The organism is Lysobacterales bacterium (genome assembly GCA_019634735.1).
GTDB lineage: Bacteria > Pseudomonadota > Gammaproteobacteria > Xanthomonadales > UBA2363 > Pseudofulvimonas.
Window position 1 is genome coordinate 18,894 of record JAHCAT010000003.1, and the last position, 24,335, is coordinate 43,228.

The following is a 24,335-nucleotide window of genomic DNA, read 5'->3' on the forward strand; positions in this document are numbered from 1 at the left end:
CAGGGCCGCGGGTCGGGACACGACACGGCCTTGCGTGTGGCGCGCGCCCCGGCATCGCCGGTGGCCTGCGCCGGGACGACCCGGATCGACCGGCCGAAGAGGTCGGCGATGCAGATCACGGCCTCGCCTGGTTCGCGGGTGCCATCCATGGGCGAGAGCAGTCCGCTGGCGTCGCCGCCCAGGATGGCGCCTGCCAGGCGCCGCTCTCAGTCGCAGCGGATCTCGCCGACCAGGCGGTCCCCCGCGCGTGGCCGGCTGACCGACACGGTCACCGGCCTGCCTGCCAGGGGCGCGCCGTGGCTGGCCCGTACCAGACTGCACAGGTGGTCACGGGCCTGATTCAGGGGTCCCGGATCGACGTCGACCAGCAGGTGCGCGCGCTGCGGTCCGACCGCCACGCCGACAGCGCGTACCGACTCGATTCGCGCCTGGACCGCAGCAGCATCGCGCTGGGCGGCCGCGTGGGCGCGCTCGCGTTCCAGACGCTCCAGGGTGCCGGCCGTGGCTTCGGTTGCGCTCCTCCACAGCGCATGGGCGAGCTGCTGGCGCACCTCGGGCACCGCCAGCAATCCCGCAACGACCAGGACGACGACCAGCAGCACCCAGGGCCAGCGCGGCCACCGGGGTCGCCGGGTGGTCCGTCCGTCGAAGGCAGGGCCGGAGAGTGAGCGGTCGCTGCGCATGGCGTCAGTCTACCCCGCAATCCCGCGGCCCTCCTGACCGGAAGCCAGCGACTCCGCGGGCGGGTGGGCGGTAGCGGAACAGGCGCAGCCCGAAATTCGGCGGGCTCCAGCGCCCGGCCGCCATGGCGGCCACCGTGAGCACGCGTCGAGAGGCGCCTCCCCGTTGCCTGCCGCTTGCAAGGCCTGGTCTGCGTCGGTGCCGTGCTCGGCTGCGCATGGCGGGTCGGCGAGGGCGCCCTCGAACCGGGTCGGGCGCCGCCCTTGCGGGGTCGCACGGATGGCCGGCGTGGCTCGCGTCCAGGTCTGGCCACGCCGATGCGCAGCCACGCGCCGGCCGTCGGCGCCTGCCCCGAGGGTGGCGATCCGCGCAGCCGCGATGCGACACCCGGCGCACGGTTGCAGAATGCATGGCCAACGACGCGCAGCTGCCGGATCTGCACGATGGTCCCCGGCGTCCCGCCCCCGGGCAAGGGGATGGATGGGCTGGCATGGCGCTTGCGCAGGCTCAGGACCATTTCCCCGATCGCAGCGAGGTCCGTCATGAGCAACCCCCTCAATCCCGCCCTCGGCCCCGATGGCCGTCCCGTCGGGTCGCCGCCGGTGGCCGCGACCACTGTAGTCGCCACCGTCGCCGATGGTTCCGCCGTCTCCTGGGCCGCGATCCTCGCCGGCGCGGTGGCCGCAGCGGCGCTGTCCCTGATCCTGGTGATGCTGGGCAGCGGACTGGGGCTGTCGTCGGTGTCGCCGTGGGCCTACGAGGGCGTCTCTGCCGAAGCGCTGGGCTGGGCGACCATCGTGTGGATCGGCTTCACCGCGGTGGCGGCGTCGGGGCTCGGCGGTTACCTGGCCGGGCGGCTGCGCCGGCGCTGGACCGGCGTCCACGGCGATGAGACCTACTTCCGCGACACCGCCCACGGCCTGCTGTCGTGGGCGGTGGCGACCCTGCTGACCGCCGCCTTCCTGACCACCAGCATCGCCACCATCCTCGGGACCGGCGCGCGCGCAGCCGCCGGCCTGGGCGGTGCGACGATGACGTCCGTGGCCGCCGGCGGCGCGGCCGGCAGCGAGGTCTCCCCCGATGGCCCTCGAGCCCGTCTGCTGGCCTACCACGTCGATGCCTTGCTGCGCGGTGGCGAAGGCAGCACGGGCGCCACGCCGGTGTCGCCTGCCGGCGTGCTTCCGGGCATGGGCGAGGACGCCACGACGGTCGATGGCGCGCCGGTCCGCGGCCGCCCTGTCCGGATGGCTGCCGCGCCCGGCGAGCGCGACGAGATCGCCCGCATCCTGGATCACGGCCTGCGCGGCGAGGGCCTGGACGACGACGATCTGGACTACCTGTCGCAGCGGGTGGCCCTGCGTACCGGCATGGACAACCGCAGCGCCCGCGCCCGGGTCGAGGCCGTGCAGACGCGCCTGAGCGGCGCCCTGGAGTCCGCCGAGACCGAAGCCAGGGAACTGGCCGACGAGGCGCGCAAGGTCGCGGCCCGGGCATCGCTGTGGCTGTTCATCACCCTGTTGATGGGTGCCTTCTCCGGTGCCCTGTTCGCGACCTTCGGCGGGCGCCAGCGTGATCTGTGAGCGCTCGGTCCGGCTGGGTGAGCCAGCGCGTCCCGTCGGCCGGCGTGTCCTGCGGCCGGCGGGCCGTCCGTTCGCCGGTTGGCGCCGAGCCCGGACCTCGCCACTGAAATCCGATTCCCTGTCCAACCACGGAGCAACCCCATGAAATACATCCTGTTGTGGCTGCTGGGCATTCCCATCCCCCTGCTGATCCTGTTCGCCCTGCTGTTCTGATCGGGGCGAGCCCGTCGGCCCGGCGCGACCACGCGTCGGGCCGGCGCGCGATCGCCGGCGGCACGACCTGTGGCACGGGCAACGGCGGGCGACCGCCGCTAGCGTCGGCTGGCCCACATGCCGTGGCCGCCGCCGGGAGCCCGAAATGACCCTCAACCGCCGATCCCTGATCCGCCTGGGCGCCGCCAGCGCCGCGGCACTGGCCGCGCTCCCGCTGATCGGCCAGTCCGGTCGCCCCGCCGCCGTCGGTCGCGCCTCCCGGCCCTTGAAGATCCTCATCCTGGGCGGCACCGGCTTCACCGGCCCGCACCAGGTCCGCTACGCCCTGGCCCGTGGCCACCAGATCACCTTGTTCAACCGCGGACGCAGGCCGCAGGACTGGCCTGCCGAGGTCGAGGAACTCACCGGCGACCGCGAGACCGGCGATCTGGAGGCGCTGCGCGGCCGGGAATGGGATGTCTGCATCGACAATCCGACCAGCGTGCCGCACTGGGTGCGCGACGTAGCCGATGTGCTGGAGGGCAAGGTCGGCCAGTACATCTTCATCTCGACCCTGTCGGCCTACGCCGGCAACGCCACCCCCGGGCAGGACGAGGACGCACCGCGTGCCACCTACACCGGCGAGGATGTGATGCGCGAGACCCGCGCCTCGCTGATCGCCGACATGTCGCTGTACGGGCCACTCAAGGCCGAGTGCGAGCGCGAGGCCGAGCGCCGGTTTCCGGGCATCGCCACCCTGGTCCGGCCGGGCCTGATCGTCGGACCCGGGGACGAGACCGACCGCTTCACCTACTGGCCGGTGCGCCTGGCACGCGGCGGCGATGTGCTGGCCCCGGGCGACGGCAGCGATCCGGTGATGTACATCGACGCCCGCGACCTGGCGGAGTGGACCATCCGCCTGGCCGAGCAGCGATCGTTCGGCGCCTTCAACGCGATCGGTCCGGACTACCCGCTGAGCATGGCTGCGATGCTGTACGGCATCCGGGCCACCGGCAACGCAGGTGCGCGGCTGCACTGGGCCGCCACAGACTGGCTGGAGGCGAATGGCGTGCGGCCCTGGGCCGACCTGCCGGTGTGGATCCCCGGTCGCGGCGACACCGCCGGCTTCCACACCCGCAGCATCGCCCGCTCCCTGGCTGCGGGGCTGTCGTTCCGGCCGCTGGCCCAGACCGCCGTGGACACGCTTGAATGGTTCCGAAGCCAGCCCGCCGAACGCCAGGCGCAACTGCGGGCCGGGCTCAGCCCGCAGCGGGAGACGGAGCTGCTCGCCCTGCTGGCGGCCGGGCCCGGCGCGGCCGCGTCCTGAACCAACCGCGGCGATCCGCGCCAGCCCTCCGCGGACGGTGCGGTCGCCGCACTCAAAGCGCAGGCATCGGCAGCCTGCCGTCCACCTCGAACTGCCGGCGGCTGTAGCGGTAGACCTCGCCACCGTGGCGGCGCAGGGCCACTTCCTCGCCATCGGTCTGCACCAGCCAGGGTTCCAGGCGATCGGGACGCCGTCCAGCCAGCGCCGCCGGGGAGAACAGGCCGACATTGTTGCCGCCGGTGGGATCGCGCGCCGAGGGGAACTCGAAGGCCAGCACGCCGGCGGCGCGCATGGCAGAGCCCAGCGCCTGGGTGGCGCGATAGTCGGCGGGATCGGCGAGAACGCGTCGCCAGGTTGCGAAGGCCTGTGTCTGCAGCCGCAGCCCCAGGTCGCTGCGGTAGCGCACCGAGAACACGGCGTGCTGGGTGGTCAGGCGGCCAGGCGGCGGCGTCGCCATGCCGGACCAGAACACCAGGCGGTAGTACGCGGCCTCCGCCAGCAGGGCATCCTGGCCGAGCGCGCCGTAGAGCAGGGCGGGCTCGTGGCGGCCCCCGAAGCGCGAGCCATGGCGCAACGGCGGATAGCGGAACGGCGTTGCCAACAGGTAGTGCAGCTTCTCGGTGCCGGGTCGCTGGGGCGGCTTGCTGGCGTCCAGCAGGGTCTCCAGCACGGCCTGCTTGTCCAGACGGTCGACCAGGCCGGAGGTGGCGACCTGGGCCTGGCTTTCCACCATGCGCAACAGCGTGCCGCCGACCGGACCCACCTGGCCGGCGGCGCCGGTCGCCCGCCACAGGTCCGGCGTCTCCGACCCGCTGCCCGGGCGGGTCACGACCGGCCGCGCAGCGCGTCGAGATAGGCGACGACCTCGACCAGTCCCTGCGCCGTGGCGATCTGGCGGGCCGGCACGCCGCCGGTATGCAGGTTCTCCGTGCGAAGCCAGTGCCGCATCGCGCCGGTATCGCCGCCGACCAGCACGTACAGGGACCGGTACAGCCGGATCAGCAACAGGGCGAGTTCGCCGGCCTTTCCGGCCGGGTCGATCCGGCCACGGCTGATCGCGCTGCGGTCCTTGCCGACCACGCGCCCCAGTTCGACCTGGCTCAGGCCCAGTTCGCGCCCGGCGTTGACCAGGGCCTCGGCGAGCACGGCGCCGGCTTCGGGTTGTTGGGCGAGGGCACTGCGCATGGCCGTCTCCTGTCTGTGCTGTGTGCACAGCTTAGGGGTATCCGGTGCGTATTGCACGCAGGGGGCGCGCCGCCTGGAGGTCGGGTCCTGCGCTGTTGGGCGCTTCAACCGGCCGGCCTGGCTGCCGCGACGTCCCTGGTGTGGACCGGAGACTGCGCCCCGCCGGGGGGGGCGGTGCTACAGCACCGCCAGATTGCCCTTGCGCTCCAGCCAGGCCTTGCGGTCGCTGGCGCGCTTCTTGGCCAGCAGCATGTCCATGAGCTGGCGGGTCTCGCCGGCATCGTCGATGTCGAGCCGCAACAGGCGGCGGGTGTCCGGATGCAGGGCCGATTCCCGGAGCTGGCCGGGGTTCATCTCGCCCAGCCCCTTGAAGCGGGTCACGGTGACCTGGCCGCGCACCTTGTCGCGGGCGATCCGCGCCAGCAGGTCGTTCTTCTCGGCCTCGTCCAGCGCGTAGTGGACCTGCTTGCCGACGTCGACGCGGAACAGCGGCGGCATCGCCACGAACACGTGGCCGGCCTCGACCAGGGCCGGGAAGTGGCGCAGGAACAGGGCGCACAGCAGGGTGGCGATGTGCAGGCCGTCGGAGTCGGCATCGGCCAGGATGATCACCTTGCCGTAGCGGAGCCCGGCGAGATCCGGCTTGCCCGGGTCGACGCCCGCCGCGACCGCCAGGTCGTGCACCTCGGTGCTGGCCAGCACCGAGCCGGATTCCACTTCCCAGGTATTGAGGATCTTGCCGCGCAGCGGCAGGATCGCCTGGAAGTCCTTGTCGCGGGCCTGCTTGGCGCTGCCGCCGGCGGAATCGCCTTCGACCAGGAACAGCTCGGTGCGCGAGAGGTCCTGGCTGATGCAGTCGGCCAGCTTGCCGGGCAGCGCCGGACCCTGGCTGACTTTCTTGCGGACCACCTGCTTCTCGGATTTCAGCCGCGACTGCGCGCGCTCGATGGCCAGCTGGGCGATCGCCTCGCCGACCGCGACGTGCTGGTTCAGCCACAACGAGAAGGCGTCATGCACGGCGTTCTCGACCAGGGCGGCGGCGGTGCGCGAGCTGAGCCGCTCCTTGGTCTGCCCGGAGAACTGCGGATCGGCGATCTTCACCGACAGGATGAAGCACAGCCGGTCCCAGACATCCTCGGGCGCCAGCTTGACGCCGCGCGGCAGCAGGTTGCGGAAATCGCAGAACTCGCGCAGCGCGTCGGTCAGGCCGCTGCGCAGTCCGTTCACGTGGGTGCCGCCCTGGGCGGTCGGGATCAGGTTGACGTAGCTCTCCTGCACCAGTTCGCCCTCGGGCAGCCAGGCCAGCGCCCACTCGCAGACGTCGGTCTCGCGCTCGACGGCGCCCAGGAACAGCTCGGCCGGCAGCACCTGCTGGTCGACCAGCAGCCCGCGCAGGTAGTCGCGCAGGCCGTCGGCGTAGCACCACTCCTCGCGCTCGCCGCTGGCCTCGTCGAACAGGCGCACCACCAGGCCCGGGCAGAGCACCGCCTTGGCGCGCAGGATGTGGCGCAACGGCCTGAGCGAGATCCGGGGGCTGTCGAAGTACTTGGGGTCGGGCCAGAACTGCACGCGGGTGCCAGTGTTGCGCTTGCCGACGCTGCCGACCACCGCCAGCGGTTCGACCGGCTCGCCGTCCGCGAACGCCATCTTGTACTCGCTGCCGCCGCGGCGGACGTGGACCTCCAGGCGCTGCGACAGGGCGTTGACCACGGACACGCCGACGCCGTGCAGGCCGCCGGAGAAACGGTAGTTGCGGTTCGAGAACTTGCCGCCGGCATGCAGGCGCGTGAGGATCAGCTCGACGCCGGGGATGCCCTCTTCGGGGTGGATGTCGACCGGCATGCCGCGGCCATCGTCGGCGACCTCGACCGAACCGTCCTTGTAGACGCTGACCTCGATGGTGCGCGCGTGGCCGGCGAGGGCCTCGTCCACCGAGTTGTCGATCACCTCCTGCGCCAGGTGGTTGGGCCGGGTGGTGTCGGTGTACATGCCCGGGCGGCGCTTGACCGGATCCAGGCCGGAGAGGACTTCGATGTCGGCGGCGTCGTAACGGCTCATTCCGGGGCGGATTCTGGCGAAGCGGGAGGCCGGGCAGCATGCGCCCTGGGCCGGCGGCGCGCAATCTTGCGCCCGGCAGGGTGCTTTGCTATCCCCGTGTCGGGTGATTCAGGGCCGCTGCGGTGCGGCCAGGTAGTGCACCGAGAACCAGCGCCGCGGATCGGTCCAGACCTTGCACGGCAGGAAGCCGGCACGACGGGCCAGGTCCTGGAAGCCCTCGATGCTGAACTTGTGCGAGCTTTCCGTGTGGATGGACTCGCCGGCGCGGAATTCGAAGCGGTGGCCGCCGACCCGCACCACGTGCGCCCGGCGCGCCACCAGGTGCATCTCGACCCGGCTGGCGGTTTCGTCGAAGAACGCCCGGTGCGCGAAGGCATCCGGGTCGAGGTCGGTGTCCAGGCGCCGCGCGATGTGCACGAGCATGTTGCGGTTGAACGCCGCGGTGACGCCGGCGGCGTCGTTGTACGCGGCGTCCAGCACCGCCGTGTCCTTGACCAGGTCGACGCCGACCAGCATGCCGCCCGGCGCCAGACGCTCCGCCCAACCGGCCAGGAAGGCCACCGCCTCGTCCGGGGTCATGTTGCCGATCGTCGAGCCCGGGAAGAAGCCCACCAGCGGACCGTCGCCGGCCAGCTCGGCCAGCGGCAGGGCGCCATCGTCGCCGAAATCGGCGCAGATGCCGGCCACCGACAGTCCCGGGAAGGCGCGCGCAAGCGCCGTCGTGGCGGTCCGCAGCTGCGCGGCGGAGACATCGATGCCGATGTAGCCGTCCGGGGCGCGCAGCAGGCGCAGCAGCACCTTGGCCTTGCGCTCGGAGCCCGAGCCCAGCTCGACCAGGGTGCAGCCTTCGCCCAGGGTCGCGGCGATGTCGGGCCCGTGCTCGCGCAGGATGGCCAGCTCGGTGCGCGTCGGGTAGTACTCGGGTTGCTCGCAGATCGCTTCGAACAGGCGCGATCCCTCGGCGTCGTAGAACAGCCAGGCCGGCAGGCGCCTGGGCTCGGCGCCCAGCCCCTCGAGCACCGCCTGCTCGACGCTGGCCAGGTCGGGCTTGAGGTCGATCAGGGTCGGCTGCGGGGTGTCCATGGCGGCGTCGGCGGGTGCGTTCACAGGTCGCGGGCCAGGCGCAGGCCGCTGAACTGCCAACGCGCGGCGGGCGGGAAGAAGTTGCGATAGCTCGTCCGCAGATGGTCGCGCGGACTGGCGCAGGAGCCGCCGCGCAGCACCCGCTGGCCGGACATGAACTTGCCGTTGTACTCGCCGGCGGCGCCGGGCAGCGGACGGAAGCCGGGGTAGGGCGCGTAGGCGCTGGCCGTCCACTCCCAGACCTCGCCGCCCAGCGACGGGCCGTGCAGGGGCGCGGGGTGCAGGCGGCCGGCGTCGGCGAAGCCGCCGTCCAGTCCCTGGCGGGCCGCGATCGCCTCCCACTCGGCCTCGCTGGGCAGGCGCGCACCGGCCCAGCGCGCGTAGGCGTCCGCCTCGTAGCAGGAAAGGTGGCAGACCGGCTCGGCAGGGTCGAGGTCGCGCCAGCCCCAGACGGTGAACTGCCGCCAGGGCGCATCGGGCGCCGGACGGTGCCAGTACAGCGGTGCCTGCCAGTCGCCGGCCTGCACCGCGGCCCAGCCGTCGGCCAGCCACAAGGCAGGGTCGCTATAGCCGCCATCGTCGATGAAGGCCAGCCATTCGCCCGTGCTGACCGGCCGGTCGGCGAGCTCGAACGGGCGCAGCCAGACGGTGTGGCGGGGACGCTCGTTGTCGAACGCGAAACCGTCCTGGCCGGCACCGACCGCCGCCGGGCCTTCCGCATCGTGGCGGTGCCAGCCGGTCATCGGTGCCTGGTTGCCACCGATCGGCGGCGCCGGACCCCGCCAGCAGGGCGCCAGCGCGTTCTGCGCGAACAGGTGCTTGAGGTCGGTCACCAGCAGCTCCTGGTGCTGCTGCTCGTGCTGGCAGCCCAGCGCCAGCAGTTCCGCAGCCCCGGGCGGCGGACCGGCCGCCAGCAGGGCCAGTACCCGGTCCTCGACATCGGCCCGCCAGGCCAGCACCTCGGCCAGCGACGGCCGGGTCAGCAGGCCGCGCTGCGGACGCGGCTGCCGGGGCCCGAGCGCCTCGTAATAGGAGTTGAACAGGTAGTGCCAGCGCCGGTCCGCGGGTGGCTGGCCGGCCAGCGGCATCAGCACCATAGCCTCGAAGAACCAGGTGGTATGCGCAAGGTGCCACTTGCCGGGGCTGGCGTCCGGCATCGACTGTGGCACCAGGTCCTCGGCATCGAGACCGGCCACAAGGGCGGTGCTGGCGGCGCGAATGGCGCGAAAGCGCGCCGCCAGCGCCACGGCGTCGAGTTCCGGGGCGGGCGGCTGGCCGGTGTGGACAGTCATGGCCGGACCTTAGCACCGCGCTCCGTGGAGGCGATGGCATGGCCGTCGCCCCGGCCTGCTAGAATTCACCTTTCACGGTGCGACCACCATGACCCCACTGATTTTCGTGACCGGCGGCGTCGTGTCCTCGCTGGGCAAGGGCATTTCCGCGGCGTCCCTGGCTGCCATCCTGGAGTCTCGCGGCCTGCGCGTGACGCTGATGAAGCTGGACCCCTACATCAACGTCGACCCGGGCACGATGAGCCCCTACCAGCACGGCGAGGTGTTCGTGCTGGACGACGGCGCCGAGACCGACCTCGACCTGGGCCATTACGAGCGCTTCGTGCGTACCCGGCTGACCCGGCGCAATGCGGTCACCACCGGGCGCATCTACGAGAACGTCCTGCGCAAGGAACGCCGCGGCGACTACCTGGGCGCGACCGTGCAGGTGATCCCTCACGTCACCGACGAGATCAAGCGCTGCATAGACGAGGCCACCGCCGGCTTCGACGTCGGCCTGGTCGAGATCGGCGGCACGGTCGGCGACATCGAGTCGCTGCCGTTCCTGGAGGCGATCCGCCAGCTGCGCATCGAGCGCGGCACCGACAAGACCCTGTTCATGCACCTGACCCTGGTGCCGTACATCAAGGCCGCCGGCGAGCTGAAGACCAAGCCGACCCAGCATTCCGTCAAGGAACTGCGCACCATCGGCATCCAGCCCGACGTCCTGCTGTGCCGCTCCGAGCAGCCGCTGCCGGACAGCGAGCGCCGCAAGATCGCGCTGTTCACCAATGTCCCCGAGAAGGCGGTGATCAACGCCGTCGACCTGCCCAGCATCTACCGCATCCCGCTGTGGCTGCACGCCCAGGGCCTGGACGCCATCGTCGTCGACCGCCTGGGGCTGGCCGGCAAGGCCCACGAGGCCGACCTGTCGGAATGGGAGCGGGCGGTCGATGCCTACGAGAATCCGCGGCAGTCGGTCAGCATCGCCATCGTCGGCAAGTACGTCGAGCACAAGGACGCCTACAAGTCGATCGGCGAGGCGCTGATCCACGGTGGCCTGCGCCAGGCGGTGCGCGTCGACCTGCGCTGGATCGAGGCCGACGACATCGAGCGCCAGGGCACCGGCCTGCTGGCCGGCGCCGACGGCATCCTGGTGCCCGGCGGCTTCGGCAAGCGCGGCTTCGAGGGCAAGGTGCTGGCCGCGCAGTACGCGCGCGAGCGCGGCATCCCGTATTTCGGCATCTGCTACGGCATGCATGCGGCGGTGGTCGACTTCGCCCGCCACGTCGCCGGCCTGGAGGGCGCCAACAGCAGCGAGAACGACCGCACCAGCCCGCATCCGGTGATCGCCCTGATCACCGAGTGGCGCACCGAGACCGGCGCGGTCGAGCAGCGCGACGAGGCCTCGGACAAGGGCGGCACCATGCGCCTGGGCGCCCAGCCATGCCGGATCGCTCCGGGCACGCTGGCGCATCGTCTGTACGGCAGCGACGAGGCGCGCGAGCGCCACCGCCACCGCTACGAGTTCAACGACCGCTACCGGGCGATCCTGGAACAGCACGGCATGGTGATGAGCGCTGTCTCCCTGGACGGCTCCCTGGTGGAGATGGTCGAGCTGCGCGACCACCCCTGGTTCCTGGCCTGCCAGGCGCACCCCGAGTTCACCTCGACGCCGCGCGACGGCCACCCGCTGTTCTCGGGCTTCGTCAAGGCGGCCCTGGCCGAGCGCTCCCGTCGGCACCAGGCCGAGGGCGCGCTCGCCACCGCATGATCCCGCATTTCCTATCCACCGCAGCCCCCCACGGCAGACATCGATGAATCTGTGCGGTTTCGAGGTCGGCAACGACCGCCCGTTCTTCCTGATCGCTGGTCCCTGCGTGGTCGAGTCCGAGCAGTTGCAGGTGGACACCGCCGGCACGCTCAAGGAGATCACCGGCCGGCTCGGCATCCCCTTCATCTTCAAGAGCAGCTTCGACAAGGCGAACCGCTCCTCGGCGGGCAGCTTCCGCGGCCCGGGCATGGCCGAGGGCCTGCGCGTGCTGGCCGAGGTCAAGCGCCAGCTCGCCCTGCCCCTGCTCACCGACGTCCACGAATACACGCCGATGGCCGAGGTCGCCGACGTCGTCGACGTGCTGCAGACGCCGGCCTTCCTGTGCCGGCAGACCGACTTCATCCAGAACGTCGCCCGCGCCGGCCGGCCGGTGAACATCAAGAAGGGCCAGTTCCTGGCGCCCTGGGACATGAAGCACGTGGTCGAGAAGGCGCGCGCCACCGGCAACGACCAGCTCATGGTCTGCGAGCGCGGCGCCAGCTTCGGCTACAACAACCTGGTCTCGGACATGCGCTCCCTTGTGGTGATGCGCGAGACCGGCTGCCCGGTGGTGTTCGACGCCACCCATTCGGTCCAGCTGCCTGGCGGCCAGGGCGCCAGCTCCGGCGGCCAGCGCGAGTTCGTGCCGGCCCTGTCGCGGGCCGCCGTGGCGGTCGGCATCGCCGGCCTGTTCATGGAAACCCATCCCGACCCCGACAAGGCCCTGTCCGACGGTCCCAACGCCTGGCCGCTCGGCCAGATGGGGCCCTTGCTGGAAACCCTCCTGGAGCTGGATCGGGTCGGCAAGCGGCGACCCTGACTGCGCCGACGCCTTCCGCCAGCACCACCCTATCGTCCGGAGTCGCAATGCCCACCATCACCCGCATCCACGCCCGCGAGATCCTCGATTCCCGCGGCAATCCCACGCTCGAGGCAGAGGTCCAGGTCGAAGGCGGCCATGTCGGTCGCGCGGCGGTGCCGTCGGGTGCGTCGACCGGCGCCCGCGAGGCGATCGAGCTGCGCGACGGCGACAAGGCGCGCTATCTGGGCAAGGGCGTGAGCCGGGCGGTGGCCAACGTCAACGGCCGCATCGCCGAGGTCCTGGAGGGCTTCGATGCCGCCGACCAGCGCGGTCTGGACGAGCAGCTGATCGCGCTCGACGGCACCGACAACAAGGGCAACCTCGGCGCCAACGCCCTGCTCGGGGTGTCGATGGCGGCCGCGCACGCCGCCGCCGCGGCGGCCGGCAAGCCGCTGTGGGAGAACCTGCTCGGCGGCCGCGAGGGCATCCTGCCGGTGCCGATGATGAACATCATCAACGGCGGCGCCCATGCCGACAACAACGTCGACATGCAGGAGTTCATGATCCTGCCGGTCGGCTTCGACCGCTTCTCCGAGGCGCTGCGCTGCGGCGTCGAGGTGTTCCACGCGCTCAAGGCGGTGCTGCGCGGCCGCGGCCTGGCCACGGCGGTCGGCGACGAGGGCGGCTTCGCGCCGGACCTGAAGTCCAACGAGGAAGCCATCGAGGTGATCCTGAAGGCGGTCGCCGACGCCGGCTACCGGGCCGGCAGCCAGGTGCTGCTCGGCCTCGACGTCGCCAGCTCGGAATTCCATCGCGAAGGCCGCTACCACCTCGAGGGCGAAGGCCGCAGCCTCGATGCCGAGGGCTTCACCGGGCTGCTCGCCGACTGGTGCGACCGCTACCCGATCGTCAGCATCGAGGACGGCATGGCCGAGGACGACTGGGCTGGCTGGCGCCTGCTCAGCGAACGACTGGGCCGGCGCGTCCAGCTGGTCGGCGACGACCTGTTCGTCACCAACCCGGCCATCCTGCGCCAGGGCATCGAGAAGGGCATCGGCAACGCCATCCTGATCAAGGTCAACCAGATCGGCACGCTCAGCGAGACCTTCGATGCCATCGCGATGGCCGAGAAGGCCCGCTATGCGCAGGTGATCTCGCACCGTTCCGGCGAGACCGAGGACACCACCATCGCCGACCTGGCGGTAGCGACCAGCGCCACCCAGATCAAGACCGGTTCGCTGTGCCGGTCCGACCGGGTCGCCAAGTACAACCAGTTGCTGCGCATCGAGGAGGCGCTGGGCGACCGGGCCCGCTATGCCGGCCGGCGCGCTTTCCCCAACCTGGACCGTCTGCCAGGCTAGTCGCGACAGGACCGGCCAGCGTACCGGCCGCCGATCGCCGTCGACTGCTGCCGGCGCGGAGGCCGGGTGCGGCACTGGGCCGGTCGCCTGGCGACGGGCGTTTGTCCGCGACCTTGAGCCATGTCCGGGCTAGACTGTCGGCGCGCCAGCCCTGCCCGGTCCGGCCGCCGCCATCCAAGCCTCCCGGAATGCCATGCAGCGTGTGCTGACCCTTGTGCTGCTGCTGTTGATCGTGGTCCTGCAGCTGCGACTGTGGGGGGCCGAGGGACGCCGCAAGGTCGAAGGGCTCGAGCAGTCGATCGCCGCGCAGCGCCAGGAGAACGAGCGCCTGCGCACGCGCAATGCCGCCCTGGCCGCCGAGGTCCGCAACCTGAAGGAAGGTCGCGAGGCGATCGAGGAGCGCGCGCGAGCCGAGCTGGGTCTGGTGGCGCCGGGCGAGGTGTTCCACCAGGTGATCGGCGCCGATCCGACGCAGGGCGCGCCCCACGCGTCCGAGGAACGGCGCCGGTGACCTGGGTGGTGGTGCCGGCGGCGGGTTGCGGCAGCCGTGCCGGACTGGCCTTGCCCAAGCAGTACGCCGACCTCGCCGGGCGACCGATGCTCGCCTGGACCCTGGAGAGCCTGCTCGAGCACCCACGGATCGCTGGTGCCCTGGTGGTGCTGGCGGCCGAGGACCCGCATTGGCCCGGATGGACGCGGGTCGCGGGCAAGCCGGTGCATACCGCCGTGGGGGGCGAGGAACGTTGCGATTCGGTGCTGGCCGGGTTGCAGGCGCTGCCTGCGGAAGTCGATGCCGATGACTGGGTCCTGGTGCACGACGCCGCGCGGCCGTGCCTGAGCCACGCCGAGATCGACGCGCTGCTGGCCGTTCGCGATCATCCTGTCGGGGCGCTGCTGGCCGTGCCGGTCGCCGACACGCTGAAGCGCGCGGATGCGCAGGGCGATGCCTGCGCCACGATCGATCGCGCGGACGCCTGGCGGGCGTTGACCCCGCAGATGTTCCGTCGCGAGCCGCTGCGGCGTGCGCTCGCCGAGGCCGTCGTGGCCGGCGCCAGACCGACCGACGAAGCCGCAGCGATGGAGCGGCTGGGATGCTTTCCCCGTCTGGTTCCCGGTCGCGCCTCCAACCTCAAGGTGACCACCGGCGAGGACCTTGCGCTGGCCGCCTGGTGGCTTGGACGGCAGCAGCGCTGAGCGAAATCCGCCGGACGCTGTGCTTCGGCCGAACGGGAAGGGATGCGGTGCAGTCGGGTGCCGGTGCCGGCGCGAGCCTGCCTGACCAGCCTGGGCACGCAGCCGGTCGCCCCCCCCCCGGATCGGACACCTGCGTGCCCGATCCGGGGACCGTCACCGGGACAGGCCGGCCGCGTTTCGCCGTCCTCAGAGCCTGCCGGTCAGCAGCAGGATCAGCACGACCAGCAGCACGACGCCGAGGATGCCGCTGGGCGCATAGCCCCAGCCGCGGCTGTACGGCCATGCCGGCACCGCGCCGACCAGCAGGATGATGACGATGATCAGCAGGAGGAGGGAAAGGGACATGAGACGCTCCTTCGGGCAAGCGGACCCCGGCGGGATCCATCGCCGGGCGGATCCGCACGTGCCGTGCCAACCCGACGCCGGACTCTGCTGCCGGTGGGCGCGGTGCCGGTCCGCGGCTGGCCGCCGGTGCGCAGACGCCTGATTCTGCTGCTGGCGACAGGGGTCCGCCGACAGCCGGGCAGCCGCGACCGGCAGTCGGCGCGAGGCATCTGGGCCTGAACATCGTTGCCGGCGCGGGCGGGCGTTCGTGCAGCTTGCAGTGACCGGCTTGCGTTGCGCCCTGGCCCGGCGGGTTCATCGGACGCGTGGCGAGGCCGCCGAGATCGCGCCACGGCGCGCAGTTCGGCGTTCACACAGCGGCCTGGGCGAGTGTCCTGGCCCAATGCGCGGGCCAGCCTCGCCGCCGACGGCGGGACGCTGCGGCGCTGCGCCGTCATCCGGCCTTGCTGGTCCCTGTCCGGCGACGGACCGGCCACAGTTTCAGAGCATCGGCGAGACCAGGTTCGCCGCGCGGCAACGCAGGCGGTGCCAGTAGCGGGCGTTCCGGAACTCGTCCTGCGAGACCCTGGGCGCCCGTTGGAAATCCCGCTCGAGCATGGCCGCGACCTCGGCGACCAGCGGGGCGTGCACGCACAGCGCGGTGATCTCGAAGTTGATGAACATCGAGCGGTTGTCGAGGTTGGCGGTGCCGACCATGGTCAGGCAGTCGTCTGCCAGCAGGACCTTCTGGTGCATGAAGCCGCGCGGCCAGCGGTGGACGTGGGCACCGCAGCCGGCCAGGTCCGCCAGGTGCACCTGGCTGGCCCAGCCGACCACGCGGTTGTCGTTCCAGCCAGGCACCAGGATGCGGACATCGACGCCGCGCAGCAGCGCGAGCCGCAGCGCCTGCAGCACCGCTTCCGGCGGCACGAAATAGGGGGTCGCCAGCCACAGGCGCTGGCGTGCCGTGCCGATCGCGGCCAGGTGGGCCATCAGGCATTCCGGCTGCGGGTCGGCCGGACCGGTCGGCCAGACCAGCACCTCGGCCGAGCCGCCTTCAGCGGGCCGGACGTGGAAGGGCACGTCGGGCGCGGCATCGCAGGCCCAGAACCAGTCCTTGAAGAACGCCACCTGTGCCTGGGCCGCGGCTGGGCCCTCGATGCGCAGATGGGTGTCGCGCCACTGGCCGACGCGCGGATGCAGGCCCAGATAATCGTCGCCGATGTTGTGGCCGCCGATGAAGGCAACCGTGCCGTCGACCACCAGCACCTTGCGGTGGTTCCGGAAGTTGATCTGCAACCGGCTGCCCTTGCGGCCAGGGTCGAACGGATGGCAGTGCACGCCGGCCCGCCGCAACCCGGCCAGATAGGCGCGTCCCAGGCTCGAGCCGACCTCGTCGTAGAGGAAATGCACCTTCACGCCCGCCGCGGCGCGTTCGGCGAGGGCGTCGTGCAGGCGCTGGCCGATGCCGTCGTCGCGGACGATGTAGAACTGCACCAGCACGAACTCGCGCGCCGCGGCGATCGCGGCCAGCATCGACGCGTAGGTGGCCTCGCCGTCGATCAGAATTTCGACGCGGTTGCCGCCCGTGAATCCGTAGACGCCGAGTCGGCGGGCCAGGCCGTCGATGTCGTCCAGGGGCGCTGGCGGGGCGTGCCGATGGCGCGCCATCTCGTCGTCCAGTTTCAGGACATCGCTGGCACGCGCCATCACCTTGCGGCGTCGGATCACGTAGCCGCTGAACTTGGTGCGCCCCAGTACCCAGTAGAAGGGCAGGGTGAGCGGCGCCATCAGCAGCAGGGCGAGCACCCAGGCGGCGGCGCCCTGGGCGGTGCGGGTGTGCATGATCGCCCGGGCGGCACTGGGCAGGGCGGCCAGCCAGGCCATCAGCAGCAACAGGCCGAGCAGGCTCAGGCCGGTCCATTCCACCATCACGCCATTCCCCCTCGGCCTTGCCGGCAGCGTACCAGCCGGGTGCCTGCGCCGCAGGCTGGCTGCGGGTGAAGGCGGGACCTGTGGGCTCTGGTCCGTCTTTCGGATCTGATTGGCGTCGCGTCTCAGCCCACGGCCAGGCGGCCTCTCGCCGGTGCGACGGCACCGCACTCCTCCCCTATCCCCCGCTTGCGGGGGAGGGAGAGGGCCGCCCGGGCCAGGGCGGCGCCGCTGGGCCGGCAACGATGCGGATCATGGCAAGCCCCGACCTTCTCCCCCGGCCCCTCTCCCACAGGCCTGATCAGCGTCGTGTCCCAGCCCGCTCCCAGGCGGCGTGTCGCCGGTGCGATGGCACCGCACTTCTCCCCTCCCCCGCCTGCGGGGGAGGGGCGGGGGAGAGGGCTGCCCTGAGCAGCGCGCGCCGCTGGGCCGGCAAAGATGCAGATCATGGCAAGCCCCGGCCCTCTCCCCCGGCCCCTCTCCCTCAGGGAGAGGGGAGCACAGCGCGTTCCGCACACCGATCGCCGGGTCCTGGCCCTTGGCCCCGATCCTGAGCTGAGACACGACGCTAATCGGGTCAGGGAGAGGGGAGCGCAGCGCGCTCTGCTCAGCGAAGTCCGACCAGCGCTTCCCGACCGTTGGGTGAGACGCGACGACCCTCCGGTTCCATCGATGCGTCCGGCGTCGTCGGTCCGCGGCCTGCCGTCGTACCGCGTGGGCGAACGCCTGGCTGCACAGGTGCGAGCATCGCGTCGCCGCCGGCCCGTGCTGGCATGATTGCGGATATGGACGAAACCGCAGGCAAGCACGGCAGCGCCTGGCATGCGCAGTCCGCCGAACAGGCGCTGGCTGCCTTCGGCAGCCGTCGCGAGGGCCTGTCCGCGGACGAGGTCGGACGCGCGCGTGCCCGGCATGGCGCCAATCGCATCGAGGTGGCCGCAGGCCGCCCGGCCTGGCGCCGCCTGCTCGCCCAGATGGACAACCTGTTCTCCTGGGTGCTGCTGGTCGCGGCGGCCGGTGCCCTGTTGCTCGACCATGCCCTGGACGCCGTGGTGATCGCCGCCGTCGTGGTGGTCAACGTCGCGGTCGGCTTCATCCAGGAGGGCCGCGCCGAACAGGCGCTGGCGGCGGTGCGCGGCATGCTCTCGTCGCGGGCCACGGTGCGTCGCGAGGGTCGGCGCGCGGGAATCGATGCCGTCGAGGTGGTGCCGGGCGACATCGTGCTGCTCCAGGCTGGTGACCGGGTACCGGCCGACCTGCGCCTGCTTCGGGCCAGCAACCTGCGCATCGAGGAATCGGCGCTGACCGGCGAGTCGGTGGCGGTCGGCAAGGACGATGCGCCCGTGCCGGCGGGCGCCCAGCTGGGCGACCGCGCCAGCATGGCCTGGTCGGGCACCCTGGTCGCGGCAGGCAGCGGCGAGGGCGTGGTGGTGGCCACCGGCCCGGCCACCGAGCTGGGCCGGATCAGCCACCTGCTGGCCGGCGTCAGTGCCCCGCAGACACCCTTGCTGCGCCAGATGAACGTGTTCGCCTCGCGGCTGACGGTGGTCATCCTGGTGGTCTCCGTTATCGCCCTCCTGGCGGCCTGGAAACTGGCCGGCTATGCGCTGGACGAGGCCTTCATGACCGCGGTGGGCATCGCCGTTGCGGCGATTCCCGAGGGCCTGCCGGTGATCGTCACCATCACCCTGGCCCTGGGCGTGCAGCGGATGGCAGGGCGCAACGCCATCGTCCGCCAGCTGCCGGCCGTGGAGACCCTGGGCTCGGTCAGCGTCATCTGTTCCGACAAGACCGGCACCCTCACCCGCAACGAGATGACCGTTGCGCGGGTGGTGACGGCCGCCGGCGACTGGCAGGTGGAAGGGGTCGGCTACCAACCTACGGGAACGCTTCGGGCCCTCACCGCATCGGCCGTCCCGCCGGATGACCTGGCGCGGGCGGCTGCGCTCTGCAACGACGCCGCCCTGCACGAACGCGACGGCGCCTGGGGCGTCGACGGCGATCCCATGGAGGGCGCCCTGCTGGTCCTGGCGGCCCGCACCGGCATCGACCTGTCCGACCTGGCCTCGGAATGGCCGCGTACCGATGAGGTGCCCTTCGACGCCGCGCACCGCTACATGGCCACCGTGCACCCGCATCCGGACGGCGGCGCCCTGCTTGCGGTGAAGGGCGCCCCGGAGCAGGTCCTTGCGCTGTGCGAAGGCCGCACCGGCGGGCGCGAGCCGCAGTGGTGGCACGACCAGGTCGAGTCCCTGGGGCGCGACGGCCAGCGCGTGCTTGCCCTGGCCGGCGCGGTGCTGCCGTCGCTGCCGGACCGGCTGACCGCGGACAGCCTGCACGGCGTGCTGCAGCTGCACGGCCTGGTCGGACTGATCGACCCGCCGCGCGCCGAGGCGATCGCCGCGGTCGCCGAGTGCCGGCAGGCCGGCATCGAGGTGAAGATGATCACCGGCGACCATGCGGTGACCGCCGCGGCGATCGCCGCCGAGCTCGGCCTGGCCCACGCCGGCGACGTGGTGACCGGCGCCGACCTGGAGCATCGCGACGATGCGCAGCTGCGTCGCCTGGCCCTGGCCACGGGCGTGTTCGCGCGTACCAGCCCGGAGCACAAGCTGCGCCTGGTGCAGGCCCTGCAGGCCGATGGCGCCGTGGTGGCGATGACCGGCGACGGCGTCAACGACGCGCCGGCGCTCAAGCGCGCGGATGTCGGTGTGGCCATGGGCCGCACCGGCACGGACGTCGCCAAGGAAGCCGCCAAGGTCGTGCTTGTCGACGACAATTTCGCCTCGATCGTGGCGGCGGTGCGCGAGGGCCGCACCATCTACGACAACATCAAGAAGAGCGTCGCCTGGGCGCTGCCGACCAACGGCGGCGAGGCGCTGGTCATCCTCGCGGCGCTGGCGATGGGACTGACCCTGCCGATCACGCCAGTGCAGATCCTCTGGATCAACATGGTCACCGCAGTCACCCTGGGCCTGACCTTCGCATTCGAGCCGGGCGAGCCCGACGTCATGCGCAGGCCCCCCAGGCCGTCGCGCGAGAACCTGCTGTCGGCGTTCCTGCTGTGGCGCGTGGTGCTGGTCAGCGTGCTGTTCGCCCTGTGCGCCTTCGCGGTGTTCGCCTGGGCAAAGCAGACCGGGGCCGGCCTGGAGGCCGCACGCACCCTGGTGGTCTCGACCGTGGTCTCGCTCGAGGTCTTCTACCTGTTCAGCATCCGCTTCCTGCATCGCAGCTCGCTGGACTGGCCGGGGGTGCTCGGCACGCCGGCCGTGCTGCTCGCGGTCGCGGCGGTGACCGTGCTGCAGCTGGCCTTCGTCTACCTGCCGCCCATGCAGTGGCTGTTCGACACCCGGCCGCTCAGTCTCGGCCAGCTGCTGGTGCCCGTGCTCGCGGGCATCGCGCTGCTCACCGTGCTGGAGATCGAGAAGTGGCTGTCCCGCCTGCTGCGCGGGCGCCGCGGTGCCTGACGGGAGCAGGGCAGGACGGGCACCCCGCGTCGGTGGGTAGCGCAGACTAGACGGTGAGGCGGTCGCCGTAGTCGGGCAGGCCGGCGACGACGCCCAGCCGCTCGCGCAACGCGGTGGCAAGGCCTTCTCGGCCGCGCTTCTCGCCATGCACCAGCTGCACCGGAGGACGGCCGCCGATCGCCTGGTACCAGGCCAGCAGGCCGTCCTGGCCGGCATGCGCCGACAGGCCGCCGACCGTATGCACGGTGGCGGCCACGCGCACGTCCTCGCCGTAGATGCGCACGAACTGGCTGCCGTCGACCAGCTTGCGCCCGAGCGTGCCGGCGCTCTGGTAGCCGATGATCATCACATGGCACTCGCGGCGCCAGAGGTTGTGGCGCAGGTGATGCAGGATGCGGCCGCCATTGCACATGCCGCTGCCGGCGATGATCAGGGCGCCGCGCTTGACCGCGTTGAGCCGGATCGATTGCTCGGCACGTTCGGTCAGGTGCAGGTTGGGCAGCAGGTCGGGCAGGTCGCGATGGTCGAGCAGGCGCCGCGCGGACTCGCTGAACAGACCGGTGTGGCGGTCGTGCACACGGGTCGCCTCGATCGCCATCGGGCTGTCCAGGAAGATCCGCCAGCGGTCCAGCCGCCAGCGCTGGAAATTGGCTGCGAACAGCATCAGCAGCTCCTGGGCGCGACCGATCGCGAAGGAGGGCACCAGCAGGTTGCCTCCGCCCTGCCAGGCCAGGTCGAGCACCTCCTCGATCTCGTCCAGGGTGGCCTCGCGCGAGCGGTGGCTGCGATCTCCATAGGTGCTTTCCATCAGCACCAGGTCGGCGGCCGCCGGCGGCTCCGGGTCGGGCAGCAGGCCGCTGCCGTCCGATCCGATGTCGCCGCTGTAGACCAGTCTGCGGCGGCGGCTGCCTTCGCCCAGGTCCAGCGCCAGGCTGGCCGCGCCCAGGATGTGCCCGGCGCCATGCAGCGTCAGCGCGATGCCCGGCACGATCTCGCTGGGCTCGCCGAACATCAGGGGCCGCATCAGGTCGAGGACCTGCTCCACATCGGCCAGTTCGAACAACGGCTTCACGGGGCGGTCGCCGCGACGCGCGCGCCTGCGGTTTTCGCGTTCGGTATCGGCCTGCTGCAGGTGCGCGGCATCGCGCAGCAGGATCCGCACCAGGTCGATGCTGGCCGGATGGCTGTATATCGGTCCGCGGAAACCGCCTCGCCACAGCATCGGAAGGCGACCGCAGTGATCCAGATGGGCATGGCTGAGCAGGACGGCATCGATCGCCCGTGGATCGAACGGGAAGCCGACCGCATTGCGCAGCTCGTCCTCGCGCCCGCCCTGGTACAGGCCGCAGTCGAGCAGGACCTGCCGGTTGCCGACCCGAAGGTGGTGGCAGGAGCCGGTGACCTCGCCGGCGGCGCCGCAGAAGGTGAGTTCCATGGCGACGAGCATAGCGTGCCGGCCCGGAGCGGCGCGGAGTCCGGCGGCAGCCGGGGTCCGGGCGTGTCGCGCGCCCGAACTGCCGGTTGCGCATCGCGGCTCCTGTCGCGCCAGGCACCGGCTGCGCCGGCCAGGATCGCCCGGGCCCGCTTGCGGTCGAGCGTCGGCCGGCAGGCTGCGGCGATGGAGGTCCGCAGGGCCTGGCGGCTTCCGCATGCGGTCGACATGCCGGGGTTGCAGCCAGCCAAGGCGCGGGGGGTCTCCAACTGCGGCCGGATCGGTCGTCCTTCGGCGGGCTGCTAGCCTTGCCGCGGGCCGGTCCCTGTCGCCGGCAACCGGACACCGCATGCGCCAGCTCCCGCCCCTGCGTCGTCAGCATCCCGGAGACCTGCCGCCGGTGCGGCGCCGCGAGTTGCTGGCCTGGGCCAGCTACGACTTCGCCAACTCCGGCTACACCACGGTGGTGATCACCGCGGTGTTCAATGCCTGGTTCGTGGCCACCATCGCTGCCGGCGCCGACTGGGCCACCCTGGCCTGGACCGTGTCGCTGTCGCTGTCCTACCTGCTGGTGATGCTGACCGCGCCCGTGCTGGGCGTATGGGTCGACCTGCGTGCCGGCAAACGCCCCGTGCTGGTGGCGAGCACCCTGGTCTGCGTGATGGCCACGGCCGGGCTGGCTGCCTGCGGCCCCGGCGACATCGCCCTGGCGGTCGCCCTGGTGGTGCTGTCCAACTACGCCTACAGCATCGGCGAGGGGGTGGTCGCAGCCTTCCTGCCGGAGCTGGCCACGGACCAGGGCATGGGCCGCCTGTCCGGCTACGGCTGGGCGTTCGGCTATGTCGGCGGGCTGCTGGTGCTGGCGGTCTGCCTGTGGTGGATCCAGTCCGCGCCGCAGCGCGGCGTCAGCCTGGCCACGGCCGTTCCGCAGACCTTGCTGATCACCGCCGCAATGTTCGGCCTGGCCGCCCTGCCGACCCTGCTGCTGTTGCGCGAGCGGGCGCGCCCGCAGCCGCCGGGCCAGGGTCGCGGTCTGCTGGCCGAGGCCGGGCACCGGCTGCGCCAGGCCCTGGCCGGAAGCCGGGGCCTGGTCGACCTGCGCAGATTGCTGGTGTGCATCGTCGTCTACCAGTCCGGGGTCGCCACGGTGATTACCGTGGCGGCGATCTTCACCACCCAGGCGCTGGGCTTCAGCCAGGCGCAGAGCATCACCCTGATCCTGGTCGTGAACGTCAGCGCGGCGGTCGGCGCCTTCGCGTTCGGCGCCCTGCAGGACCGCGTCGGCCACCGTGCCGCCCTGGCCGCGAGCCTGCTCGGCTGGCTGCTGGCGGTGGGCCTGTTCTCCGCGACCCAGGCGAGCTGGGCGGTCTGGACCGCGGCGAACATCGCAGGCCTGTGCATGGGCGCATCGCAGTCGGTGGGACGCGCCCTGGTCGGCTACCTGTGCCCGCCCGAGCGCGAGGGCGAGGTGTTCGGACTGTGGAGCCTGGCGGTGCGCCTGGCGATGATCCTGGGGCCGGTCGGCTACGGCGTGGTGAGCTGGACCAGCGGCGGCAACCACCGGCTGGCGATGATCGCGACCGGTGCGTATTTCCTTCTCGGGCTGGTATTGCTGGCGCGCGTCGATCCGCAACGCGGCCATCGTGCCGCCCGTCAGCCGGCCTGAAGCGCGCACAGGCGCGCGCGGCAAAAAAAGGGCGGCCCGGGGGGTGGCCGCCCTGCAATCCGACTCAGAGCGTGTGCTCGAAGTCCCTCACGAGTGATTCCGCCTCCTCGCGGCTGTAGCCGTAGCACGCCTGGACCTTGGCGACCACGTAGTCGCGATTGCCGTTTTCGACGGCGAGGTCGTCCTCGGTCAGCCGGCCCCAGGTATCGCGGAGCCGGCCGCGGAGGTCCTGCCATTGCCCGGCGATGCGGTCGGGCGCTGTCATGTCGGCGTCCTCAGGCGTCCATCGCCTTCTTGAGGTCGCGCATCTCGTCGTGGCAGGCGCGCACCTTGGGCAGGTGCTGGGCCAGCGCCGCGCGCACCTCCGGCGAGTCGGTCTTGGTGAGCGCGTCCTCGAAATGCTCGAGGATGCGGTCCTCGGTCTCTTCGAGCTGGCCGACGTAGACCTTGTCGTCATTGCTGCTGAAGGTGGCGCGGACATCGGCGTAGGCCTTGCGCAGGGTGCCGGCGACGGTGCCGCCGTCGGCCGGGGTCTCGCCCAGGTTGATGACCTTGGCGGACAGCGCGCCGATCAGGCCGGCCTTGGCCCCGGCCATGCGGGTGAACACGTCGCGCAGGCGGGGGTCGGTGGTCTCCCGGGCGACGTCCTCGTAGAACTCCTTGCTGTCGCGGGTCACCTGGACCAGGTCGTTGAGCAGGTTGGCGTTGTCGGTCATGACGTTCTCCTAGGGTGGCAATGAAAACGGCGCGCACGGGGGTGCGCGCCGAAGGGGAGGGGTGCGTGGCGCCTCAACCTCGTCGCAGGCCGCCGAACAGCAGCGAGGCGACGAACAGGACCAGGAACACGAAGAACAGGATCTTGGCGATGCCGGCGGCGGCGCCGGCCAGGCCACCGAAGCCGAGGGCGGCGGCGATCAGGGCGACCACGAGGAACACGAGGGCGTAATGAAGCATGGCAGCTCTCCTT

The 24,335-nt window shown here is 71.8% G+C and carries 21 protein-coding genes; 9 read left to right on the plus strand and 12 right to left on the minus strand.

All coding sequences use genetic code 11. The features are described 5' to 3' along the window. Positions 1–206: 206 nt before the first annotated feature. Positions 207–683 carry a hypothetical protein gene (locus KF823_04020; GenBank protein ID MBX3725063.1) on the minus strand — a complete coding sequence of 159 codons (477 nt, stop codon included), beginning with the start codon at positions 681–683 and terminating at the stop codon, positions 207–209. Between the two features lie 540 nt (positions 684–1,223). Between KF823_04020 and KF823_04025 the strand changes: the two genes are divergently transcribed. Together KF823_04025 and KF823_04030 are read left to right on the plus strand one after the other, a co-directional pair. Continuing rightward, on the plus strand, positions 1,224–2,261 hold the full coding sequence (locus KF823_04025) for a hypothetical protein (GenBank protein ID MBX3725064.1): 1,038 nt from the start codon (positions 1,224–1,226) through the stop codon (positions 2,259–2,261). Between the two features lie 358 nt (positions 2,262–2,619). Then, positions 2,620–3,780 carry an epimerase gene (locus KF823_04030; GenBank protein ID MBX3725065.1) on the plus strand — a complete coding sequence of 387 codons (1,161 nt, stop codon included), beginning with the start codon at positions 2,620–2,622 and terminating at the stop codon, positions 3,778–3,780. Positions 3,781–3,832: 52 nt separating this feature from the next. Here KF823_04030 and KF823_04035 read toward each other — a convergent pair whose 3' ends face one another. The 5 genes from KF823_04035 to egtB all read right to left on the minus strand — a co-directional run bounded on the left by KF823_04035 (position 3,833) and on the right by egtB (position 9,398). After that, the gene (locus KF823_04035) at positions 3,833–4,609 is read right to left on the minus strand and encodes an RES family NAD+ phosphorylase (protein ID MBX3725066.1); all 777 of its coding nucleotides are present in this window, start codon (positions 4,607–4,609) and stop codon (positions 3,833–3,835) included. Continuing rightward, positions 4,606–4,965 carry a DUF2384 domain-containing protein gene (locus KF823_04040; GenBank protein ID MBX3725067.1) on the minus strand — a complete coding sequence of 120 codons (360 nt, stop codon included), beginning with the start codon at positions 4,963–4,965 and terminating at the stop codon, positions 4,606–4,608. The genes KF823_04035 and KF823_04040 overlap by 4 nt, the downstream gene beginning before the upstream one ends. A gap of 177 nt (positions 4,966–5,142) precedes the next feature. After that, positions 5,143–7,023 carry a DNA topoisomerase IV subunit B gene (gene parE, locus KF823_04045; GenBank protein MBX3725068.1) on the minus strand — a complete coding sequence of 627 codons (1,881 nt, stop codon included), beginning with the start codon at positions 7,021–7,023 and terminating at the stop codon, positions 5,143–5,145. Positions 7,024–7,131: 108 nt separating this feature from the next. Beyond that, positions 7,132–8,106, minus strand: coding sequence for an L-histidine N(alpha)-methyltransferase (gene egtD / locus KF823_04050; protein MBX3725069.1), 975 nt, complete (start codon positions 8,104–8,106; stop codon positions 7,132–7,134). A gap of 20 nt (positions 8,107–8,126) precedes the next feature. Continuing rightward, positions 8,127–9,398 (minus strand): ergothioneine biosynthesis protein EgtB, encoded by a 1,272-nt coding sequence (gene egtB, locus KF823_04055; GenBank protein ID MBX3725070.1) that lies wholly within the window; start codon positions 9,396–9,398, stop codon positions 8,127–8,129. An 88-nt stretch (positions 9,399–9,486) separates the two neighbouring features. Here egtB and KF823_04060 point away from each other — a divergent pair, with 88 nt between their 5' ends. The 5 genes from KF823_04060 (at position 9,487) to ispD (ending at position 14,547) form a co-directional block, all read left to right on the plus strand. Next, positions 9,487–11,151: a CTP synthase gene (locus tag KF823_04060; protein MBX3725071.1), complete on the plus strand. Its 1,665-nt coding sequence runs from the start codon at positions 9,487–9,489 to the stop codon at positions 11,149–11,151. Between the two features lie 43 nt (positions 11,152–11,194). Beyond that, positions 11,195–12,010 carry a 3-deoxy-8-phosphooctulonate synthase gene (kdsA, locus tag KF823_04065; protein ID MBX3725072.1) on the plus strand — a complete coding sequence of 272 codons (816 nt, stop codon included), beginning with the start codon at positions 11,195–11,197 and terminating at the stop codon, positions 12,008–12,010. 47 nt (positions 12,011–12,057) lie between these two features. Beyond that, positions 12,058–13,353, plus strand: coding sequence for a phosphopyruvate hydratase (eno, locus tag KF823_04070; protein MBX3725073.1), 1,296 nt, complete (start codon positions 12,058–12,060; stop codon positions 13,351–13,353). Positions 13,354–13,558: 205 nt separating this feature from the next. Further along, entirely contained in the window at positions 13,559–13,864 is a 306-nt protein-coding gene (gene ftsB, locus KF823_04075) for a cell division protein FtsB (GenBank protein MBX3725074.1), read from the plus strand. After that, positions 13,861–14,547 carry a 2-C-methyl-D-erythritol 4-phosphate cytidylyltransferase gene (gene ispD, locus KF823_04080; GenBank protein ID MBX3725075.1) on the plus strand — a complete coding sequence of 229 codons (687 nt, stop codon included), beginning with the start codon at positions 13,861–13,863 and terminating at the stop codon, positions 14,545–14,547. The genes ftsB and ispD overlap by 4 nt, the downstream gene beginning before the upstream one ends. A gap of 186 nt (positions 14,548–14,733) precedes the next feature. Here ispD and KF823_04085 read toward each other — a convergent pair whose 3' ends face one another. Both KF823_04085 and cls read right to left on the minus strand, forming a co-directional pair. Further along, positions 14,734–14,892 (minus strand): DUF3309 domain-containing protein, encoded by a 159-nt coding sequence (locus tag KF823_04085; protein ID MBX3725076.1) that lies wholly within the window; start codon positions 14,890–14,892, stop codon positions 14,734–14,736. Positions 14,893–15,372: 480 nt separating this feature from the next. Beyond that, complete coding sequence (gene cls / locus KF823_04090) at positions 15,373–16,806, minus strand: cardiolipin synthase (GenBank protein ID MBX3725077.1); 1,434 nt, start codon at positions 16,804–16,806, stop codon at positions 15,373–15,375. A 782-nt stretch (positions 16,807–17,588) separates the two neighbouring features. Between cls and KF823_04095 the strand changes: the two genes are divergently transcribed. Further along, positions 17,589–20,270 (plus strand): HAD-IC family P-type ATPase, encoded by a 2,682-nt coding sequence (locus tag KF823_04095; GenBank protein ID MBX3725078.1) that lies wholly within the window; start codon positions 17,589–17,591, stop codon positions 20,268–20,270. Between the two features lie 46 nt (positions 20,271–20,316). On the opposite strand, the gene KF823_04100 is transcribed toward KF823_04095, so the two are convergent. Continuing rightward, positions 20,317–21,705, minus strand: a complete 1,389-nt coding sequence (locus tag KF823_04100) for an MBL fold metallo-hydrolase (protein MBX3725079.1) — start codon at positions 21,703–21,705, stop codon at positions 20,317–20,319. Positions 21,706–22,051: 346 nt separating this feature from the next. Between KF823_04100 and KF823_04105 the strand changes: the two genes are divergently transcribed. Further along, positions 22,052–23,368 (plus strand): MFS transporter, encoded by a 1,317-nt coding sequence (locus KF823_04105; protein ID MBX3725080.1) that lies wholly within the window; start codon positions 22,052–22,054, stop codon positions 23,366–23,368. 64 nt (positions 23,369–23,432) lie between these two features. Here the strand turns inward: KF823_04105 and KF823_04110 are convergent, their stop codons facing one another. The 3 genes from KF823_04110 to KF823_04120 form a co-directional block, all read right to left on the minus strand. Beyond that, positions 23,433–23,633, minus strand: a complete 201-nt coding sequence (locus KF823_04110; protein ID MBX3725081.1) for a CsbD family protein — start codon at positions 23,631–23,633, stop codon at positions 23,433–23,435. A gap of 10 nt (positions 23,634–23,643) precedes the next feature. Then, positions 23,644–24,084 (minus strand): PA2169 family four-helix-bundle protein, encoded by a 441-nt coding sequence (locus KF823_04115; GenBank protein MBX3725082.1) that lies wholly within the window; start codon positions 24,082–24,084, stop codon positions 23,644–23,646. A gap of 73 nt (positions 24,085–24,157) precedes the next feature. Then, positions 24,158–24,322 carry a DUF1328 domain-containing protein gene (locus KF823_04120; protein ID MBX3725083.1) on the minus strand — a complete coding sequence of 55 codons (165 nt, stop codon included), beginning with the start codon at positions 24,320–24,322 and terminating at the stop codon, positions 24,158–24,160. Positions 24,323–24,335: the final 13 nt, after the last annotated feature.

What these genes read in the sequence shown, in the direction of transcription:
- KF823_04020 (MBX3725063.1), bottom strand. Translation starts at nt 683, where the DNA reads ATGCGCAGCGACCGCTCACTCTCCGGCCCTGCCTTCGACGGACGGACC.
- KF823_04025 (MBX3725064.1), top strand. Translation starts at nt 1,224, where the DNA reads ATGAGCAACCCCCTCAATCCCGCCCTCGGCCCCGATGGCCGTCCCGTC.
- KF823_04030 (MBX3725065.1), top strand. Translation starts at nt 2,620, where the DNA reads ATGACCCTCAACCGCCGATCCCTGATCCGCCTGGGCGCCGCCAGCGCC.
- KF823_04040 (MBX3725067.1), bottom strand. Translation starts at nt 4,965, where the DNA reads ATGCGCAGTGCCCTCGCCCAACAACCCGAAGCCGGCGCCGTGCTCGCC.
- parE (MBX3725068.1), bottom strand. Translation starts at nt 7,023, where the DNA reads ATGAGCCGTTACGACGCCGCCGACATCGAAGTCCTCTCCGGCCTGGAT.
- egtD (MBX3725069.1), bottom strand. Translation starts at nt 8,106, where the DNA reads ATGGACACCCCGCAGCCGACCCTGATCGACCTCAAGCCCGACCTGGCC.
- egtB (MBX3725070.1), bottom strand. Translation starts at nt 9,398, where the DNA reads ATGACTGTCCACACCGGCCAGCCGCCCGCCCCGGAACTCGACGCCGTG.
- KF823_04060 (MBX3725071.1), top strand. Translation starts at nt 9,487, where the DNA reads ATGACCCCACTGATTTTCGTGACCGGCGGCGTCGTGTCCTCGCTGGGC.
- kdsA (MBX3725072.1), top strand. Translation starts at nt 11,195, where the DNA reads ATGAATCTGTGCGGTTTCGAGGTCGGCAACGACCGCCCGTTCTTCCTG.
- eno (MBX3725073.1), top strand. Translation starts at nt 12,058, where the DNA reads ATGCCCACCATCACCCGCATCCACGCCCGCGAGATCCTCGATTCCCGC.
- KF823_04085 (MBX3725076.1), bottom strand. Translation starts at nt 14,892, where the DNA reads ATGTCCCTTTCCCTCCTCCTGCTGATCATCGTCATCATCCTGCTGGTC.
- KF823_04095 (MBX3725078.1), top strand. Translation starts at nt 17,589, where the DNA reads ATGGACGAAACCGCAGGCAAGCACGGCAGCGCCTGGCATGCGCAGTCC.
- KF823_04100 (MBX3725079.1), bottom strand. Translation starts at nt 21,705, where the DNA reads ATGGAACTCACCTTCTGCGGCGCCGCCGGCGAGGTCACCGGCTCCTGC.
- KF823_04105 (MBX3725080.1), top strand. Translation starts at nt 22,052, where the DNA reads ATGCGCCAGCTCCCGCCCCTGCGTCGTCAGCATCCCGGAGACCTGCCG.
- KF823_04110 (MBX3725081.1), bottom strand. Translation starts at nt 23,633, where the DNA reads ATGACAGCGCCCGACCGCATCGCCGGGCAATGGCAGGACCTCCGCGGC.
- KF823_04115 (MBX3725082.1), bottom strand. Translation starts at nt 24,084, where the DNA reads ATGACCGACAACGCCAACCTGCTCAACGACCTGGTCCAGGTGACCCGC.
- KF823_04120 (MBX3725083.1), bottom strand. Translation starts at nt 24,322, where the DNA reads ATGCTTCATTACGCCCTCGTGTTCCTCGTGGTCGCCCTGATCGCCGCC.